14 protein-coding genes and 1 tRNA gene are annotated in these 17964 nt (G+C 61.4%); 3 read left to right on the top strand and 12 right to left on the bottom strand.

Annotation, left to right across the window (positions count from 1 at the left end):
• Window positions 1-234 precede the first annotated feature (234 nt).
• From HY696_08795 to HY696_08780, 4 genes are all read right to left on the bottom strand, one after another.
• Window positions 235-306, bottom strand: a tRNA-Thr gene (locus HY696_08795).
• 144 nt (window positions 307-450) lie between these two features.
• Window positions 451-1197 (bottom strand): 23S rRNA (guanosine(2251)-2'-O)-methyltransferase RlmB, encoded by a 747-nt coding sequence (gene rlmB, locus HY696_08790; GenBank protein ID MBI4238495.1) that lies wholly within the window; start codon window positions 1195-1197, stop codon window positions 451-453.
• An 85-nt stretch (window positions 1198-1282) separates the two neighbouring features.
• Window positions 1283-2221 carry a GGDEF domain-containing protein gene (locus HY696_08785; protein ID MBI4238494.1) on the bottom strand — a complete coding sequence of 313 codons (939 nt, stop codon included), beginning with the start codon at window positions 2219-2221 and terminating at the stop codon, window positions 1283-1285.
• An 8-nt stretch (window positions 2222-2229) separates the two neighbouring features.
• Window positions 2230-4080 (bottom strand): serine/threonine protein kinase, encoded by a 1851-nt coding sequence (locus tag HY696_08780; protein MBI4238493.1) that lies wholly within the window; start codon window positions 4078-4080, stop codon window positions 2230-2232.
• 146 nt (window positions 4081-4226) lie between these two features.
• Here HY696_08780 and HY696_08775 point away from each other — a divergent pair, with 146 nt between their 5' ends.
• On the top strand, window positions 4227-5312 hold the full coding sequence (locus HY696_08775; protein ID MBI4238492.1) for an EscU/YscU/HrcU family type III secretion system export apparatus switch protein: 1086 nt from the start codon (window positions 4227-4229) through the stop codon (window positions 5310-5312).
• Here the strand turns inward: HY696_08775 and HY696_08770 are convergent.
• Window positions 5309-6196 carry a hypothetical protein gene (locus HY696_08770; protein ID MBI4238491.1) on the bottom strand — a complete coding sequence of 296 codons (888 nt, stop codon included), beginning with the start codon at window positions 6194-6196 and terminating at the stop codon, window positions 5309-5311. The genes HY696_08775 and HY696_08770 overlap by 4 nt on opposite strands.
• A 162-nt stretch (window positions 6197-6358) precedes the next feature.
• Here HY696_08770 and HY696_08765 point away from each other — a divergent pair, with 162 nt between their 5' ends.
• Window positions 6359-7192 (top strand): carbon-nitrogen hydrolase family protein, encoded by an 834-nt coding sequence (locus HY696_08765; GenBank protein ID MBI4238490.1) that lies wholly within the window; start codon window positions 6359-6361, stop codon window positions 7190-7192.
• Between the two features lie 94 nt (window positions 7193-7286).
• On the opposite strand, the gene HY696_08760 is transcribed toward HY696_08765, so the two are convergent.
• The 3 genes from HY696_08760 to HY696_08750 are packed head-to-tail and all read right to left on the bottom strand — an operon-like array spanning window position 7287 to window position 9702.
• Window positions 7287-8759, bottom strand: a complete 1473-nt coding sequence (locus HY696_08760) for a mechanosensitive ion channel family protein (protein MBI4238489.1) — start codon at window positions 8757-8759, stop codon at window positions 7287-7289.
• Window positions 8749-9327, bottom strand: a complete 579-nt coding sequence (locus HY696_08755; protein MBI4238488.1) for a YdcF family protein — start codon at window positions 9325-9327, stop codon at window positions 8749-8751. Before HY696_08755 ends, HY696_08760 begins: the two co-directional genes overlap by 11 nt.
• 51 nt (window positions 9328-9378) lie before the next feature.
• Entirely contained in the window at window positions 9379-9702 is a 324-nt protein-coding gene (locus HY696_08750) for a hypothetical protein (protein MBI4238487.1), read from the bottom strand.
• Window positions 9703-9768: 66 nt separating this feature from the next.
• Between HY696_08750 and HY696_08745 the strand changes: the two genes are divergently transcribed.
• Window positions 9769-11061, top strand: a complete 1293-nt coding sequence (locus tag HY696_08745; protein MBI4238486.1) for a lytic transglycosylase domain-containing protein — start codon at window positions 9769-9771, stop codon at window positions 11059-11061.
• 542 nt (window positions 11062-11603) lie between these two features.
• On the opposite strand, the gene HY696_08740 is transcribed toward HY696_08745, so the two are convergent.
• The 4 genes from HY696_08740 to rsfS form a co-directional block, all read right to left on the bottom strand.
• Complete coding sequence (locus HY696_08740) at window positions 11604-15020, bottom strand: hypothetical protein (protein ID MBI4238485.1); 3417 nt, start codon at window positions 15018-15020, stop codon at window positions 11604-11606.
• A 155-nt stretch (window positions 15021-15175) separates the two neighbouring features.
• On the bottom strand, window positions 15176-15889 hold the full coding sequence (locus HY696_08735) for a ComF family protein (GenBank protein ID MBI4238484.1): 714 nt from the start codon (window positions 15887-15889) through the stop codon (window positions 15176-15178).
• A 153-nt stretch (window positions 15890-16042) separates the two neighbouring features.
• Complete coding sequence (locus tag HY696_08730; GenBank protein MBI4238483.1) at window positions 16043-17584, bottom strand: 2,3-bisphosphoglycerate-independent phosphoglycerate mutase; 1542 nt, start codon at window positions 17582-17584, stop codon at window positions 16043-16045.
• Entirely contained in the window at window positions 17581-17955 is a 375-nt protein-coding gene (gene rsfS / locus HY696_08725) for a ribosome silencing factor (GenBank protein MBI4238482.1), read from the bottom strand. Before rsfS ends, HY696_08730 begins: the two co-directional genes overlap by 4 nt.
• Between the last annotated feature and the right edge of the window lie 9 nt (window positions 17956-17964).

Below are 17964 nucleotides of genomic sequence, written 5' to 3'. Positions count from 1 at the left end.
CCTCCGTCCGCCGCAGGCGGACCCTCAATTTTCCATTTTCTATGTTCAAAATTTTCCATTTTCTATTGTCAATAAATGGAAGGCCGCTACGCGGCCGCCGATCCCCCACAGCACCCGACGTCCCACTCGCCTGCGCTTGTAAAAGAACCGGCACTCACACCAGCTAAATTTCCCCTCCATTGCTCCCATTCGAAAATGGAAAATGGAGGAGAAAATTTATTACATAAATTTTCTAGCCGACGGCCGGGATTGAACCGGCGACCTGCCGCTTACAAGGCGGCTGCTCTACCGCTGAGCTACGTCGGCGGACTCGCCGCCAACTGTTATGCCATCATGGTTTGCCGTCGATTAGGGACTTTATACGAGTAAAGCGCCCCCAGCGGCCGCTCGATCACGCCCCCCTACCTCACCTTAAATGTCGGGCCAGTTACTTGAGGATCGGACGGCTTGTCAAGGGATATTACAGGTGTTTTCACTCTTTTGCCTGCGCTGACGCACGGCTTCGCTGAGTAGCAATGCGGCGGCGACGGAAACATTATAAGAAGTAACCCGCCCGGCCATCGGGATATGGACGACGGTATCGCACGACTCCCGGACCAGCCGTCGCATCCCCTTTCCCTCCGCCCCCAGCACCAACGCGTGGCCCCCGGCAAATTGGTAATCGAATACCGATTGTTGCCCCTCAGCGGCCGCCCCCACGACCCAGATATTGCGTGACTGCAGCTCGCGAATCGCCCGACTCAGATTGGTAACCTGCGCGATTCGCAGGTGTTCTACCGCCCCTGCGGACGCCCGCACGACGGTCGGGGTCACACCGACGGCATTGTCCTTCGGTAGCAGGACCCCATGCGCCCCCATCCCTTCGGCAGTGCGGAGAATGGCCCCGAGGTTTTGCGGGTCCTGGATTTGATCAAGGAGTAACAGCAACGGCCCGGTCGCGTCTGCGGCCGCATAGTCCAAAATCGCTTCGAGAGTCACATACGGATAGGGACCGACGCGCGCTACAATTCCCTGATGTCGATCGGTCCCCGCCAAGCGCCGCAGCTCCGCCGCCACCGCGCCTTTCGCGGGACCCGCCCGTAACTCCCCAAGCGCACGTGCCCATTCGGCCGTCGCCCAGATCTCATGGACGGCACGCCGCCGCGCCCGCAGGCACTCCAGGACCGCATGCCCCCCGCTGAGGATGTCTGTGGACATGACGGAGACCTAACGCAGCACCTTAGAAATGACCATTATTTTTCACTCAAACGGAATGCGATTGTAAAAGTTCCGCGCCACATCGTTATGCCACCGTCACGCGGTTTCGGCCGGCTTGTTTGGAGGCGTAGAGGGCCTGGTCGGCGGAGTGGACCAATGCGTCGGGATCGGGCATGGGGTGTTGCGGCGTCATCGCGGCGACGCCGAGACTGATCGTGACCGGGATCGTGGTCCCTTCGAATGTGTATCTGCCGGCGGCGACTTGGGCGCGCATCCGCTCCGCTAACGGCGCGGCACTCGCGGTGTCGGCGTCGCGCAACAGGACCGAAAACTCTTCCCCGCCGTAGCGGCACAGCAGATCTTCGGTGCGCACGATCCCCTTCAATGTCTGCGCGACTTGATGCAACACCATATCGCCGGCTAAATGGCCGTGTGTGTCGTTGACCCGCTTGAAAAAATCGATGTCGATCATCAACATCGCCAACGGCGCCGTGGTCCGCCGGGCATGGCTGAACTCTTCCTTTAACCGTTCCAGGAAATAGCGTTTGTTGTACAGCGTCGTGACCGGGTCGGTCACGGCCATCTTATACAATTCTTTATGAAACACGTTTTCGGTGTGGTCCTGCAGCGCGTATTTAAAGATGGTGACGGAACTGATCTGGACCTTGTCGCCATCGACCAGCGCGTGTTCACGCACTTTTTGTCCGTTCACAAAAGTCCCGTTTGTGCTGCCGAGATCACGCAGGATCACGCGATCCCCATCGACATGAATCTCCACGTGTTGGCGCGAGACGCGGTTGTCGGACACGACAAGGCTCGCCTCGCGGCTGCGGCCCAGCACCGTCTTCCCTTGGGCCAACATATGCAGCTTGCCGACCAGCGGACCGGAGAGGAATAAAATATAAGCGCGTTTTGGTCCTGGCCCTTCGACTCGTTCGATCGCCGTCACCACGGTATGTTCCACTTCACGACTGACCGAGATCTTCGCGTCGCGTTTGGACTTGCCTATTTTCTGCTCGCTCATGCGTTCCCCTACTGGCGCCGCAACGGGATCCGGACCTGCACCGTTCGCCCCGGCTGGATGCGCACTTCGTGCGACGCCGTCTCATAACCAGGCAACACGACCTGGAAGTGCAGCACGGTGCCGGGCAACAACGCGGCACTCTGATATGGCGTATGCCCACGCGCTACGCCGTCGATGCGCAGCGACGCCCCCGCAGGGGTTGTTTCAATCTTCACACGCCCATAGTCGGGCGTCAGGACAATCTCAAGGGACTTCGCAGTCGCGTCGCGCATATTCCATGGGATGCGATAATATTGATAGCCGTCCAAGAAGAATCCGAGTTCATACTCGTGGTCGCGCACTAATCCGCGCAACGTCGTGGGCGTCACGAGTCCCGTTTCGCGCTGATCGAGAAATATTTTGGCGCCCGCCGGGGTCGACGTGACGTGCAGCGCAACCGTCGCCACGACAGGCTCACTGCCCAACACGACCGGCTGGCGCTCGGCCAGCAAGGGTTGTCGCTGTTGCCAGGAGTCCCACAGCAACGCCCCCGTGCCGCTGATCCACAACAAACCGACGCCACACAGGACGCAGAGACCGGCGACAATGCCGATTTCGCGCCGTCGCAACGGGCGCAACCGCAGCCGCTGCACGGCCTGCCACACGGGCGCACCCGTCGCTCGACAGCGCCGCAGCCATGCCAGCGCGCGGGATTGAAGGTCGGTGCCCGCCACGGTCACGCTCACTTCGTCGGCTTCGGTCTCCGCCGCCAATGGCGCCTCGTCGACAGTCGGAGCCATCGGCCGTTCGCGGCCGAACGGCTCCATGAGTTCCGCGATCACGGTCGGCACGCCGTGTTCCACGATCGATTCGAACGGTTCGCCACCGCGCGTACCGACCACGGCCGACTGGGTGAAATCGCTGATCAACAGCGGCGTCTTGCCCTCCGCATCTTCGGGCTCGCCTTCCGGTTCGACTTCGCCGAACAATTGATGGAGGAAGGTCACGACATCCTGTGGACGAAACTCCGGAAAGGTCTGATGCAGCAACCGCAGCAACGCCCCCCGCAGCAACCCGGCGCTCGCGGTCCGCGCGTCACACGCCTTCGCCAAACTCTGCAACACGATCGCGTCGAGGGCCGGCGATACGTCGGGCCGCAGCGTCGACGGCACCGCCGGTTCACAGCGGCGGACGTTCCGCAACGTCTCGCGTTGGTCGCGCGCTTTGAAGAGTCGCACGCCGGCCAACATTTCGTGCAGGATCACGCCGAGTGAAAAAATATCACTGCGATGATCCATCGCCTCGCCGTTGGCGTGTTCCGGCGACATATAGGCGAATTTGCCCTTCAGGATGCCGACGTCCGTGGTCTCTAATTTCGTCCGTGCTTTCGCGATCCCGAAGTCGATGATCTTCACCGTCCCGGACTCGCTCAAGATCACATTTTGCGGACTCACGTCGCGGTGCACGATATGGAGCGGCTCGCCGCGCTCGTCGGTCCGCTCGTGCATATAGTCAAGGCCGGCGGCGATCTCGGCGGTAATATAGCACGCGAACGGAATGGGGATCGGGAGCTTCCGCGCCGCGCATTCGCGTTGGATCTGGCTGACCGACCATCCGGGCACATACTCCATCACAATAAAGTAGTCCGCGCCCACCTTCCCCAAGTCGTAAATTTGCGCGATATTCCCGTGGGTCAACATCACGGCGATCTTCGCCTCGGCAATGAGCATATCGATGAATTCGCGATTCGCGGCGATATGCGGCAGGATCTTCTTGATCACGACGATGCGCTTGATCCCGTGCAGGTCATACGCCAGACCTTTGTAAATCTCCGCCATCCCGCCCTGCGCGAGCTTTTCGAGCAGATAATACTGTCCCATCGGGCTGCGGGACGGAAAGGCAATGGGTGCGGCGTCGGGCATAGACTAGTAATTATCCTGTGATCTTGCTAGATTAGCCTGGCGGCGTTGATTGCGCAAGGACAGGCCACGAAATCTGCGCTCTCACGGCGGCCGATACTACCGATATGGCGGAAGACAGCTCACAAGAGAAGACCGAGGATGCGACCCCGCGACGCGTGCGGGAGGCACGCAAGAAGGGGCAAGTGGCGAAGAGTCGCGACTTGAACACGATCGTCATTTTGATCGCAGCGTTTGCGGGCATGCTCGTCCTCTTCCAAATGTCGACGGAAGATTTCCGTGCCCTCTTCCAACAAGTCTTCGAGTTCACGAAGCAGCGCGAGATCGACAATCGCGAATTGTTCCACCAACTCGGCGCAGCTTGCATTTCCATGACCAAGATCCTCGCGCCGTACTTGGGATTGCTCACCGTGATCGCGCTGGCGGTCGGCTTTCTGCAGACCGGACCGATCTTCGCCACCGAGCCGATCCAGATGCAGATGAAGCGACTCAATATCGTCGAGAACGTGAAGAACATGGCGAAGATCACGACACTGATCGAGTTGGTGAAAAATATCTTAAAAGTCTCACTCGTCTTTTTCCTCGCCTACTGGGTGTTAAAAAAATCGCTGAACGAAGTCCTGCTGACGATGACTGCCTCGCCGCTCCATGGGGCGGAAGTCGCCCAGCGGGTCTTGACGGCGTTCCTGATCCGCGTCTTCGTCGTCTTCATCGTGCTCGCGATCATCGACATCATGGTGCAACGCTGGCAATACAAGAAGCAGTTGCGCATGACCAAAGACGAAGTGAAGCGCGAGTATAAGCAAGACGAGGGCGATCCACTCATCAAATCGATGCGGCGACAACTGCATCAAGAGATGGCGCAGTCGGACGTGCGGAAAGCGGTCGCAGCGGCCGATATGGTGGTCACCAACCCGACCGAACTCGCGATTGCGCTGAAATACGATACCGCGAACATGGCCGCGCCCCAAGTCCTCGCCAAAGGACAACGCCTGTTTGCGCAATTGATCCGCGAAGTGGCGGAAGAGTACGACGTGCCGATCATGCGCAACATTCCGCTGGCGTGGGCGTTGATCGAACTCGAGATCGGCGATGAAATTCCGGAATCGTTGTATACGGCCGTGGCCGAATTACTGCTGATCGTCTACCGGATGCGGGAACAACAGAAGCAACCGACTGCACCACAGTCTTAATCGCGAGGGGATAGCGCCCCTCGATCCCTCAGCATAAGCCGCCGCCAATTCGAACGATCAAGACCGGCCTCGCGCGCCGCCTGCGACACATTACCACCACACCGGTCCATGAGCGCCTCGACATACCGCTCCCGGAAAGCCCGCAGCGCAGCCGCCTGCGCTGCGGCAAATGGCATATCGAACAGTGTGGCGGACAAATCGAGCGCTGCGGCGTCTACCACAGTGGGTGCCATGGCCGAATGGTCGAGCAATGCGCCGACCGCCGTCAGTGTCGGCAACACTTCAGACAGCGGAATCATCGCGTCGCCGCCTACAGTGGCCATTGCGATCCGTTGCAGATCCATCCGCTGCGAAAATGTGAGTCTGCTGAAGAGCGCCGCACCCTGTTGCAGGACGTCTTGTACGGCGCGCTCGATCTCGCTGAGAACGTCGTATTCATTACCCGCGACGCAGCGCCGCATCGCACCTAATCCGCTCGCAACGACGACGGCACAGGCCAACGGATCAGCTCCGTGCTGATACATTGGGGCGTCCAGATACAAAGCGGGCACACTGCGCCCGTAGTCGATCCGACGGACTTCATCGGACAGCACAATGGCCCCGATCGCCAGCGCCCGCTCGGCCGTGTGCAGAGCACCGAGTCCCCGTTCCCACGGGATCGGCCGCTCGCCCAGCAATGCCAAGCGCAACGGTTCGATCGCCTGCAAGCAGCTGGGGAATGGGCTTTTTAGCCTCCTTACTAATTGGACCAAGCGCTGCCCTCCAACGGCCACAACAGCCACTGGGGTCCTGGGCCGATCCGTCTGCGGCAGCAAGTGCCTGAGGGCAGATGCATGTTCGACAACTGTATGCGCCTGCTCCGGATGAAATACGATCCGAGCCATACTGCTCCTTCGCTGCAAGTTTAGGGAACGCGCGGATAGCGATAACGTAACAAACAATGCAACTGTTTAATTTATTTCTCCAACATGCTAACTCGCCGCCGTGGACCACCCCACCATGCATGCCGTTACGCTCCAACAACCGAGAGGAATGGAGCCTGTACAATGAAGCCAGTCGGCCGCCACGTACGAGTCGCCGTGGTGCAAATGGATACGCAATCCGACGTGGCGGCGAATCTTGTCCAAGCCACCGAATTGATTCGGCGCGCGACACGGCGGCGCGCCCAATTCGTGGCGTTGCCGGAGAGTTGCCTCTATCTCGGACCGGATCGGCGCGTAGTCTTCACTCACGACGCCCCACCCATCCGCGCGTTACGTGACTTAGCGGCCACGTTGCGCATTTGGTTATTGCTCGGTTCAGTCCAAGAGGCCGCCGGAACGCCGCACCGACGGTACAATACGAGTTGGTTGATCGATCCCGAGGGCCGGATCGCCGCGCGTTATCGCAAGATGCATCTCTTTCGCTGCCGGATGCCAGATGGACACTGGTTGCGCGAGACCGGATTTCACGCCGGCACGCAGCCGATGACCGTCAAGACGCCGTTCGGCCGCATCGGCCTGACGATTTGCTACGACGTGCGGATGCCGGAACTCTTCGGCATCCTGGCCCGGCGCGGCGCGGAGATCCTTTGCCTCCCCTCGAACTTCATGCATTTCACCGGACAATCGCATTGGCATGTGTTGGTCCGCGCCCGCGCAATCGAAAATCAGGCCTACATGATCGCGCCGGCCCAATGCGGGCACAAATATAATGCGCGCAGTTACGGTCATGCGCTGATCGTCGGTCCATGGGGAGAAACCCTCGCGGAGGCCGGCAGCGCGCAGCCGGAGGTCCTCGTGGCCGATCTCGATCTCACGTTCGTCGACCGCTATCGGCAACAACTCCCCGCGCTGCGCGATCGGATGCGCACGTTCGCAAAAAACGTGACTCGTGACTAGTGGCTGAACGGAAGTGGCTGGTGACTAGTGGCTGGGGGGGGAGGGCATCCGCGCTCCGATCCCCAGTCACTAGTCACCAGCCACCAGTCACCCATTATCGTATCCCAAAAAACGACCGAATCCGTTGCAGGATTTGCCCGGCGTTGGGAGGCAGCGTGTGCGGCTCGGCAGGACCGGCGCTGGCGAGGGCTTCGGTCCGCTGCGCCAGTCGCAGCGCGAGGATTTCGCTGATCGCGGCGGAGAGCGTCGGATGCGCCTCAAGCACCGCAAGCATATCCTCTTTGTCGATCGCATAGACCATCAGATCGTCTGTCGCCACGACCGTGGCACTCCGCGGTTCTCCGGTCATCAGCGACATCTCGCCGAAGAACTCGCCGGGGCCCATCCGCGCGACGACGACACTTTGGCGGCCGGGACTGCTGACGACAATCTCGCACCCGCCTTTGGCGATGACGTACATACAGTCACCGGCCGCACCCTGGTGCACGACCGTCTCGCCACGCGCGAAATAGAGTTGATCCACGCGCGCGGCCAGCAGCCGCCGATCGTCCGCTTGCAGCGGACTGAAGACTTCCACGTTCGCCAACACGCGCCCGATCTCCGCCCCGAGGGCCTCCGGCGTCGGTTCGCGGCCCTGATAATTGATCCGCGTCGGATACGGAATGCGCAATCCATCCCGCTGGAATCGATACCAACAGTGCGTCAATAGCTCCGATTTGATGTGCTCCGTGCATTCATATCCCTCGCGGATATCGACAAAATAGCGGACTTCATAGCGCACCGCACTCTCGCCGAAATCGACGACGCGCACTTCCATTTCGCTCCCGCCGTGCACTTGCGGATGGGCACGCAACAACTCCAGCACCGTGGCGCGCACGCGATTCGGGGGAATTTCGTACCCGATGCCGAGGAAAAACCCGGAGACGATCAGCGTCGAGGGATCGCTGTAATTGACGATCGTGCTGCGCGAGATCAGATTATTGGGGATCGTGATCGCTTCGTTTTCCGCAGTGAGAATGGTCGTGGAGCGCCAACCCATTTCACGCACTTGGCCGCGATATTTATCGAACGCGACCCAATCGCCCAATTTGTAGGGCCGTTCCACATTGAGCGCGATGCCGGAAAACAAGTTGCCCAGCGTCTCTTGCAGTGCGAGCCCGAGCACGGCGGTCAGGACGGCCGACGTCGCCACCAGCGACGTGAGATCCAGATGCAATTGTTGCCGCAGCACCACGAGAATGACGATCACGTACAAGATCACCAGCACGACATCGCGCACGATCCCGGGCACGGCGACGCGTCGCCGTTTCCCGACGACGGACTCGATGGCAAAGGCCGCAAAGCGAATCAGGCCGAAATAGAGGGCAATCGTTGCGAGGGCCGCAACCCACGCCAACAGCCCATGCCACGCGAGGCGAGTGAGTAGCGGTGCGACGCTTTCCAATAACAGCCAGACGATGAAGAATCCGAGTGGGAGCTGTGGCAGTCGTTTCCACACCCTTCCTGCCCAGCGGAAATAGAGGAGTAACGCGATCGCGCAAGCCAACGTGATCCACTCAATGCGCATAAAATCGTCCTCCGAGGAGATAAAAGGCGAATTTCATTCCTTCCAACACGACGGCACGCGCCACATCTTGGCGAGTCCACCAGCGGCGCGGATAGAGTTCCGCAGTCGACGCGACGACAGAGACTACGCGTCCCGGCATCGCGCGTCGAAAGATGAAGCGCGTGCGTCGCACGTGATATGGCGACGTCACTAACAGCACGCGCTGCGCCGACTCCGGCAACCGCCGCTCTAACGCCTCCGCCTCCTCCACCGTACTAATGACCGGATCGCTGCCGGAACGAATCTGCGACTCCGGCACACCGTTCGCGATCAAGACTGCGCGTGCGACGTCGGCTTCACGCGGATAGATGATCCCGAATTCCTCTAAGCGACGGAACGATGCTTCCACGACGGGCTGCGAAATATAGACAATCGGCGCTATCCCCTGGCGGAAATATTTGGCGGCATCGATCGCGCGCGTCGCATCGCCGCCGAGCACGATCAACGCATCGGCGGGCGCGACGGGGTCAGAGACCGCTAACCATTGCGGAAAGTAATAGACGCCGGCCACAGCGAGCCCGACGCTCATGCCGAGCCCAAGCAACCAACGCCGAAGCTTCCGCCCCCGAGGCCCCACGCGTTACGACTCCTGCTTCGGAGATTGGTATTTCTTCCCCTTCTTGTCTTTCTGATGCTCTTCCCCTTCGCAGGCGACTTGGTCTTCTGTGCCACGGCGCAGGCTGCTGACCGTTCCCTTGGGATGGCTGCATGACGAGGTCGTGCCCGAGACCTTGCAACCGAATTGTTCGGTCGCTTTCTTCCGTTTCTCAAACGTGTCCTCTCCGGTGAAGGCAACGTAGCCGCCACCCTCACAGAGGAAACAGCCGTCGGCTCGTGCGAGGCGAGCACTGAACAGCGAGCCGCCGACCACGGCCGCAGCGACGATGAGAGATGTGATACGCATATTTTCCTCCTAAATAGTGGTGGGTTCTACTTTCCGTACGCGGCGGGTATATGCTATATCGCGCTCATGAAGCAACTGCTCACTCTGTTCGCGGTCAGCGTACTGCTCGTTTCACTCTTGTTCCACCCTCTTTCATCGGCCCACGCCCAAGGATTCTACGCGCGGGTGGCCGATACGGCCCGCGCCCAAGGGCAGCGGCACCGGAAGATCCGCGCCACGTTCGCAATCCCGCGTGCGCTGGCCGCTCCAGTGCATTTCTGGCAAGACATTTACAGCAAATACGATCGCAATCAGGTCCTGATTCACGACACCGACCACCTCGAGATCGTCTACGCAACCATCAGCTTGGCCGATATCAGCCGCTTAGGCGACCCGTTCGCGGCGTTTCCGCCGGAGGTGCAAGAAGCGCGGCGCGCGCGAGTCCGCGAGACCATGGATCGCGTACGCGAAGCGCTGCTCCGACTCACGGAAGATCCCAAACGTCCCGGACAATCCCCATTAGAGCAGCGGATCGTCAAACTGTTCGCCCCTTACGGGGCAACGCCGGAGCAATTTCGGGCCGCGGCCACCAACGAACGGCTGCGCAGCCAAACCGGGCTGAAAGATCGGTTTCGCGCCGGTCTGATCGCGTCGGGGCGCTATCTGCCGCAGATCGAGGCGATCTTTGCCGAAGAGCAAATCCCGTGGGAAATGAGCCGGCTCGTGTTTGTGGAATCGATGTTCGATCTGCGCGCGTATTCCAAGGCCGGGGCCTCCGGGATTTGGCAATTCATGCCCGGGACGGCGCGACTGATGGGACTGCAAAACACGCGCTTCATCGATGAACGCAACGACCCGACCGCGGCGAGTCACGGCGCCGCACGGTTATTGAAGAAGAATTTCCAGCAGCTCGGCACCTGGCCGCTCGCGATCAATGCCTACAATTCCGGTCCCGGCAACTTGCTGCGCGCGGTGCGAGAACTCGGCACCACGTCGATCGAACGGATCATTAACTCATATCGCGGCGCCAGTTACGGATTTGCATCGCGCAATTTTTATTGTGAATTCCTCGCCGCGCTCCACACCTACGAACAACGGGAGACGCTGTTCGGCAAACTCACTATCGACCCGCCGCTCCAATACGACACCGTTGTCACGACCGGCATCGTGGCGCTGCCGGACCTCGCGAAGCACGCCGCCGTGGCGTTGGAAACGTTGTGGCAATTGAATCCCGGACTGACACCGGCGGTCTACGACGGCTCTGTCCCCCTCCCCGCTGGCGTTGCGCTGAAAGTCCCCCTCACGCAAGGCAAACGCTTCCTCGCCGTGATGGAACAATTAAACGGTGCCGTTGCCACATCCTCAGGCGCGGGGGGGTAACGATCCGCCGCCAGCGGATCGTCCTCCATTTTCAATTCTCTATTTTCCAAAATGACCTACATTTGACAAAATAGGCCATATTAACAGAATGGCGAGCCATCGCCGATTATGCACCGTCACCGGACTTCATGAAAAGCAGTGCCCAAGACTTAGTCCACAAGGCCGCCGAATTCGTCCAAGCCCTGCTGGCCCTGCGCACATCGCATCGGACCCGAGTTGCTCATCCAGATTGAATTGCTGAGTCACATGCCCCGGCAGGAGCAAGAGGGGAGTCCCGAGGGCCTGTCCGTGCCCGAGCCGGGTGGAGGGGGCAGGGGCCGCTAGGGGCTCTCGCAGCCGTTTTCTCCTTGCGAAATCTAACGTCGAAAACGGCGAGGGCGAGCGCGCGGCGGCTCGATGCCGCCGCGATAGCGTACCCTGGCGGTCCCTGCCCCCTCCGCCCGGCCCCCGTATCGAACGCGGGCCACTGCGTGATGGAAGATCCTGCATTGCCATATCAATTTTGCAAACACGCCCTAGTGCGTACGCATCTACGCACGCCGTCATTCCCTCGGAATGCGCCATTCTTGCATTTGGCCGGCGACGGGGAGGCGTTGGGTCAGCGACAGATTGGCGCCGAACGAAAAGAAGTCTTGGCCTTGATCGACGCCGATCGAAATGCCGTCGTGCGCGAAGCGGAGTTGCGTGATCCCGAGCAACGCACTCAAGATGTTGTCTTCCACATTCGCGCTGAAATCGAAACGCTTCGGCAGACGGATCGGGATCGCGCTCTGTTCTTCACTGAAGCCCGTAATCCCGGTCTTAATGATCTCTTCGAGCTGCGAGAGGATGCGGCGCTCCGGAACGAGGGTGCTGTTGCTCCCCGGTTCCGCCGCGAAACTCAGCCGCGTCAAGGTCGGCAGGGTCTTGAGACGGACCACCACATGCGATGGATCGTCGGGGTCCGGCAATAACGTCCCCAGTTCGAACGCCAGGAACAACGTGGCGCGCGCGCGTATTATCGCGCCGGCGTGCGGATCGGATTGCTCGGGACGCATCGAGTAAATGATCGGCTGACCATCCGGATCGAGCCGGAGCACGGGGTTGCCGTATTGATCGGTGCCGCGACTGGGGTCCGTCTCCAGTGCATAAAAGCCCATTTCCAGATCGGGAATTTGCAGCTCGATCACTTGCGCACGACGACTCCCTGCCGGCTGTCCGGACTCCATCACCGGCAAGGCGAGGTCTGTGGGATAAAAACGCACGTGGGGCGCCACACGACGACTGCCGCGCAAGCGGAGCAACACCGGATGGCGCGGCGTAAAATAGCCGTAGCTCGTGAGCGCGGTCCCGAACAGGTCTTTCACGGTCGGACGCAGGTAACAGAGACTGCTCGGCTGCTCGGCTGCGTCACACTGCGCCACTAAGTCGATGCCGAGCCGTTCATAAAAGACTTGCGAGAGGTCCCAATCCAACGGACCGTGCCCCTCCGCTTGGAGACTGAGGCCGAAGAGGATCTGATTGAGCAGACTCTCGCCAACACCGAACGTCAAATCGCGCGCACCCGCCAATCCAAGATCGAGCGGCAGATGCGGGTCGCCGACATCGGTCAGATAGCCGAACGTCGATTGCCGCACGTCGGGCGGCAGCGCATTGAAAAACGATTCGTTCCCGATGCGCGTCGCAATGCGCGCGGACATCCCCTGACTATTCAATTGCAGCACACTATGGACCAGGTCGAGTCCGACCGGCAAACGCAACGACCGATTGGCGAAGAGCGCATGCGCGTCCGGCGCCGGACATTGCGACAGTTGTAACGGCATGATCCCCGGCACCGGGGCGGCGCGTTGGTCGTCGGAAGGCGCCGTGTTGCCGCAGCCGGCCTGCAGATCGAGATCCGACGCGCTCTCGCGGAAGAGCAACGTCAGGGCCGCCGATCCGTTACAATAGAAGGCGTCGTTGAGCGCATCGAGGACGCTTTGGCTGAGCAATCCCGTTTGGGCATTGGTGACATTCAGCCCGTGACAGAGGGCGGCGACTTCTTCCGAAACCGCTTGTTCCGTATGGTCGCAGGTCACGAAGCCGCGCGCCGCCGTCGCCGCGCCGATGAAGTTCTGCGGGATCACCACGGCGGGGGCATGGCGGCAATACGTGTCCCCCAAATAGTCGCAATCGGTACTGTCGGCCGTCAAGAGTACACGCGGTCGTTCGCCGCGCTCTAAACGGATCTTGGGATAGAGGAGCAGATGTTGGAACGCGATCTTGAGCGGAATAATGGCCTCGTCTGGCTGGCCATCGCGATTATCGTCGCGGAAATAGCGCGCCAATATTTTTAGATCGCGCACCGTGATTTCGAAGCGCATCTCATCTTGCGCAAACGTGATGCGCGTGATCTCGAAACCGCCGATCTGCGGCGGCTCGACTAGTTGCATCGTCATGTGATGATCCCCGCCGGATGCGGTCCACGGACAGATCCCTTGTTGAATCGTGGCCATCTGTTGACTCAGATGGGCGGCGGTTGCGCTCTCTGCTGCCGGGGCACCGCCGTTGACATCGAGCAGGCCTTGCAGAAAGCGTTCGAAGCGATCCGAGGCCGCCACGTGATTCACAACTTCACGCACCGTTTGCGCCATAAATTCCTGGCGCACGCCGATCGTCAAAGCGTCGCGATACCACCATGCATCATTCGCGAGCAGCCGCCCATCCGCGCCCCACGGGCTGTGCAGCTCGCCCCACGCCACAGCGAACGCCTGCTCCGCGAGCTCTTGCGCCCCATAGCGCACGCGCACCCTCCCGAGATTGATCCCCGTGTGCGGCTTCAATTGCGCCCGATAGATTCCGTCGCTCCCGGCACATAGCGCGACCGGTGCGGCGCGATTCCAGTGCAGCGTCACGCGGTCATCGCAGCTGCCGGTGGTCGACGGGGCCAAGTTCTCGATACGCGCTGCAAAGGCCACGCGCGGCGTCGTCTTGGCCTCGAGAATCGTCGTAAAAGACCCGAGCGGTTCCAACAACGTAATCCGCGGACGCGGGTCCCGAACAGTAAACGTAACGGGCGGCGCTTGCGGACAGTGCGCCCGGTCGGCGCCGGTCGCGGCGTTACAAGTGGCAATAGCCACGCGGTTGCTCCCGGGCGCCACTGGAATGCACAAATTATATTGCCCGTCACTGCCGAGGTCAGTTTGGCGTTCGATGCGGCGTGTATGGCCGTCGACGTCGGTAATCACATTGGTCACGAAGACAGCTGTGGCACCGGTGCGGCTTCCCAGCAGGTCACATTGCTCGCAATCCGGGAGCAGGTCCAAGTGCAACTGAACCGATTCCGCAGCAATCTCGCCCTGCGTGGCCTTCGGATCGGGCGTCAGTTGAACACCGGCTCGCAAAGGTTGCGGCGCGACGACACGACTGATTTGCACCCGCTCCACGCTCGGCGCCCCGCTCACCCGCAGCGCTTGCACCACAATCGTATAGTCACCCAGTTGCGGCAGCGGCACGGAGAATTGGAATCGTCCATCGGCTTGCACCGCATGGGCCGTGTCGACCGGCATCAGTTGTTTCGTGGGATCGTGCTGCGCCACGACATGGAGGCCCGCAAACGCATGCTCGTGTCGACTGACTCGCCCCGTCACCAGCACGGTGCCTGCCGTCGTGCCGGCCGCCGGCGAGTCGACGCAGAGAAAACCGCCCCCCTCGTCGCACGACTGCACCGTCCGCATCGGCGCCGCGCCACAGCTGGGCGGCGGTGTCACGGTGTCCGCCGCCGCATCGTCGGATGTCGCAGGTGTCACGGTCGCCGTCGGAGGTTCCGTCGGGGCCGTGGTCGGCGACGGGTTCGTTGCCGCGGGCCCCACCCCTTCAACGGACGTCGGCGTGACTAACAGCGCCGGCCCAACCGGCAAGCGCCCTTCGCCACGCCCGGTCGCAGCGATACCAACCAGCGTAACGACACAGAGGGCACGGATACGCAGTGGACATGCCATGCCATCTTATTCGGCAGTTCGAAAAAAAAGTTGCCTGAGCCGACCTGACTTCCTAATTTTCCCCTCGCCCCGACGGGGAGAGGGTTCCGCCTTAGGCGGAGGGTGAGGGGCCGTTGCCAATCCTCCGTCCGATGCCGCACAGCGTTAGCGGATATCTATGCCACCGCGATCACGGCCACATCGAGACGCACCGCACCGGCGCGGTGAAGGACTCGAGCGCATTCGTGCAACGTTGCGCCGGTCGTTAACACATCGTCGATCAACAGGACCCGGCGGTCCCGCGTTCCGGCAGCGCCGCGCGGTGTCATCGCGAACGCGCCACGGACGTTGTCCAGCCGCGCGCCCGCCTCCAAGCCCACTTGCGGCCGCGTGGCGCGGACGCGCCGCACCCAATCGACCGGCGCCCGCACTCCGAATCGGCGGGCCACTCCTTTCGCCAACAACTGCGACTGATTATATCCCCGCTCCCGCAACCGATCCGCCGCGAGCGGCACCGCCAACACGACGTCGTACGGACAGCGCGCCGCAACACTTTGCCATAATAAAGCACTCAATGCCCGCGCCCGATCCGTCCGCCGCTCATATTTCAATCCATGAATCGCCGCCACCAACGGCCCCTCGAATCGACACACCGCCGTCAACCGCTCCCACCGCAGATTCGGCACCCACGCCGTCCCCACCGGCCCCATCACCCACGGCACTACCACCGCACAGCCCGCACAAATTCCCGCCTCCCCGTCACTCCCCGCCCCCAACACCCGATCGCACCCCACACACCGCCGCGGGAACACCGCCGCCAGCGCCGCCCCCACCCACGCCCGCCCCCACCACTCATTTTTTTTAAAGGTTTGGTGCGACTCGGTAGGCATAGCATGAGCGGCAGAAGAACAGCGTGAGCGAAGCGGGGACCGCACTCCGTGGGGCGCTGGGATAGGGGGGACCCGCTGTTGCGGGGGGGAAGGGTTGACCCTTCCCTCCTGCGCCCCATGGAGTGCGGCCCCCGCTTCGCGGCTCCGCCAGCATTACCCCGCGACGATCAAACTCCGCCCCGTCATCTCGGACGGCCGCAGAATCCCCATCAGCTCCAACAACGTCGGCGCCAAATCCGCCAACCGTCCGCCGTCGCGCAAGGTACACGCTGCGGACGGTGGCTGCACCAAACAGCACGGCACCAAATTCGTGGTATGCGACGTATGCGGCGTGCCATCCGACATGATCATCTGTTCACAATTCCCATGATCCGCAGTCACGATCGCTGCGCCGCCGCGCGCCAACAGCGCTTCCAACACCTGCCCCAGACACGCGTCGGTCGTCTCGACCGCACGAATCGCCGCAGCCAGCACGCCGGTATGCCCCACCATGTCGGGATTGGCGAAGTTTAACACGATGAAGTCATACGCGTCGTCGGTAATCCGTTGGCAGACCGCGGCCGTGACTTCGCGCGCACTCATCTCCGGTTTGTGGTCGTAGGTCGGGACATCGCGCGGCGACGGCACTAAGACACGGTCTTCGCCCGGGTACAACCGTTCTTCGCCCCCATTAAAGAAAAACGTGACGTGCGCATATTTTTCCGTCTCTGCGATCCGGAGTTGGCGCAATCCGCGCGCCGCCACGAGTTCACCGCACAAATTCGACATCGACTGCGGCGGGAAGAGCAGCGGAAAACGAAAGTCTTGGTGATACGACGTCATGCACAGATATTGTCCCAATCGAATATACGCCCCGCGATCGAAGTCTTGGAAATCCTCGCACGCTAACGCGCGCGTCAGTTGGCGCATCCGGTCGGCGCGAAAATTGATCGCCAACACCACATCGCCGTCACGGATCGGACCGACTGGCTGTCCGTCGGCTACAACCACGGTCGGCAGCACGAATTCGTCGGTCACGCCCTCGCGATACGAGTCGTGCAACATCGCGAGCGGATCCGTGACGCGCGGCCCCACCCCATGCACGATCGCGTCATAGGCTAGCTTGGTCCGTTCCCAACGCTTATCGCGATCCATCGCATAGTAGCGCCCACTCACTGACGCGATCCGCGCCGGATGTCGGTGATCGGTCAGATACGCCTGCAGTTGTTGCAAAAACCCGACACCACTCTGCGGCGGCGTGTCGCGGCCGTCGAGAAACAGATGCAGGCGGATGTTGGTGACGCCGACCGCGCGCGTGGTCGTGAGCAGCGCCAACAAATGATCGATATGGCTGTGGACGCTCCCGTTAGAGAGCAGTCCCATCAGATGGAGTGTCGCCCCGGTGCGTTGCACTAACGCGCACGCGGCCGTCAGCGAGGCGTTCGCAGCGAACTCCACCTGCCGGATCGATTCGTTAATTCGGGTCAGGTCTTGATAGACCACGCGGCCCGCGCCGATATTCAGATGCCCGACTTCGGAATTGCCCATCACACCGTCCGGGAGTCCGACGTCGAGACCGGAGGTGCGCAGCAGCGTCCGCGGGCAGGTCGCCCAGAGCCGGTCGAACACGGGCGTTTGCGCCAACGCGACGGCATTCCCCTCGCGCGCCTCGCGATGGCCCCAGCCGTCGAGGATAATTAACATCACCGGTTTCATAGCGAAATCACGGGGGCGTCGGCCCAGAATTTTTCGATTTGGTAGAACTCGCGCGCGGCGGGGTAAAAGACGTGGACCACGATGGCGCCATAGTCGATCAGGATCCATTGCGCGCTGTCGTGCCCTTCGACCCCGAGCGGCATGATCCCGTGGGACTTCAAGCGTGTGACGATCGTCTCGCCGATCGATTGGACGTGGCGGTCGGACGTGCCGCTGCAGAGTAGGAAGAAATCCGTGAAGCTGGTAAGACTGCGCAGGTCGAGGATCGTCAGCGCCTCGCCCTTCATTTCTTCCACGACGCCCGCGATCAGCGCGAGCCGTGGTTCAACGGCGCCGGCAGAGGTCTTCGATACTGGAACTGCGGTGCGCATGGTTTTCCG

This window comes from Deltaproteobacteria bacterium (assembly GCA_016210045.1).
Classification (GTDB): Bacteria; UBA10199; UBA10199.
This window is presented reverse-complemented; position numbering and strand designations above follow the sequence as displayed.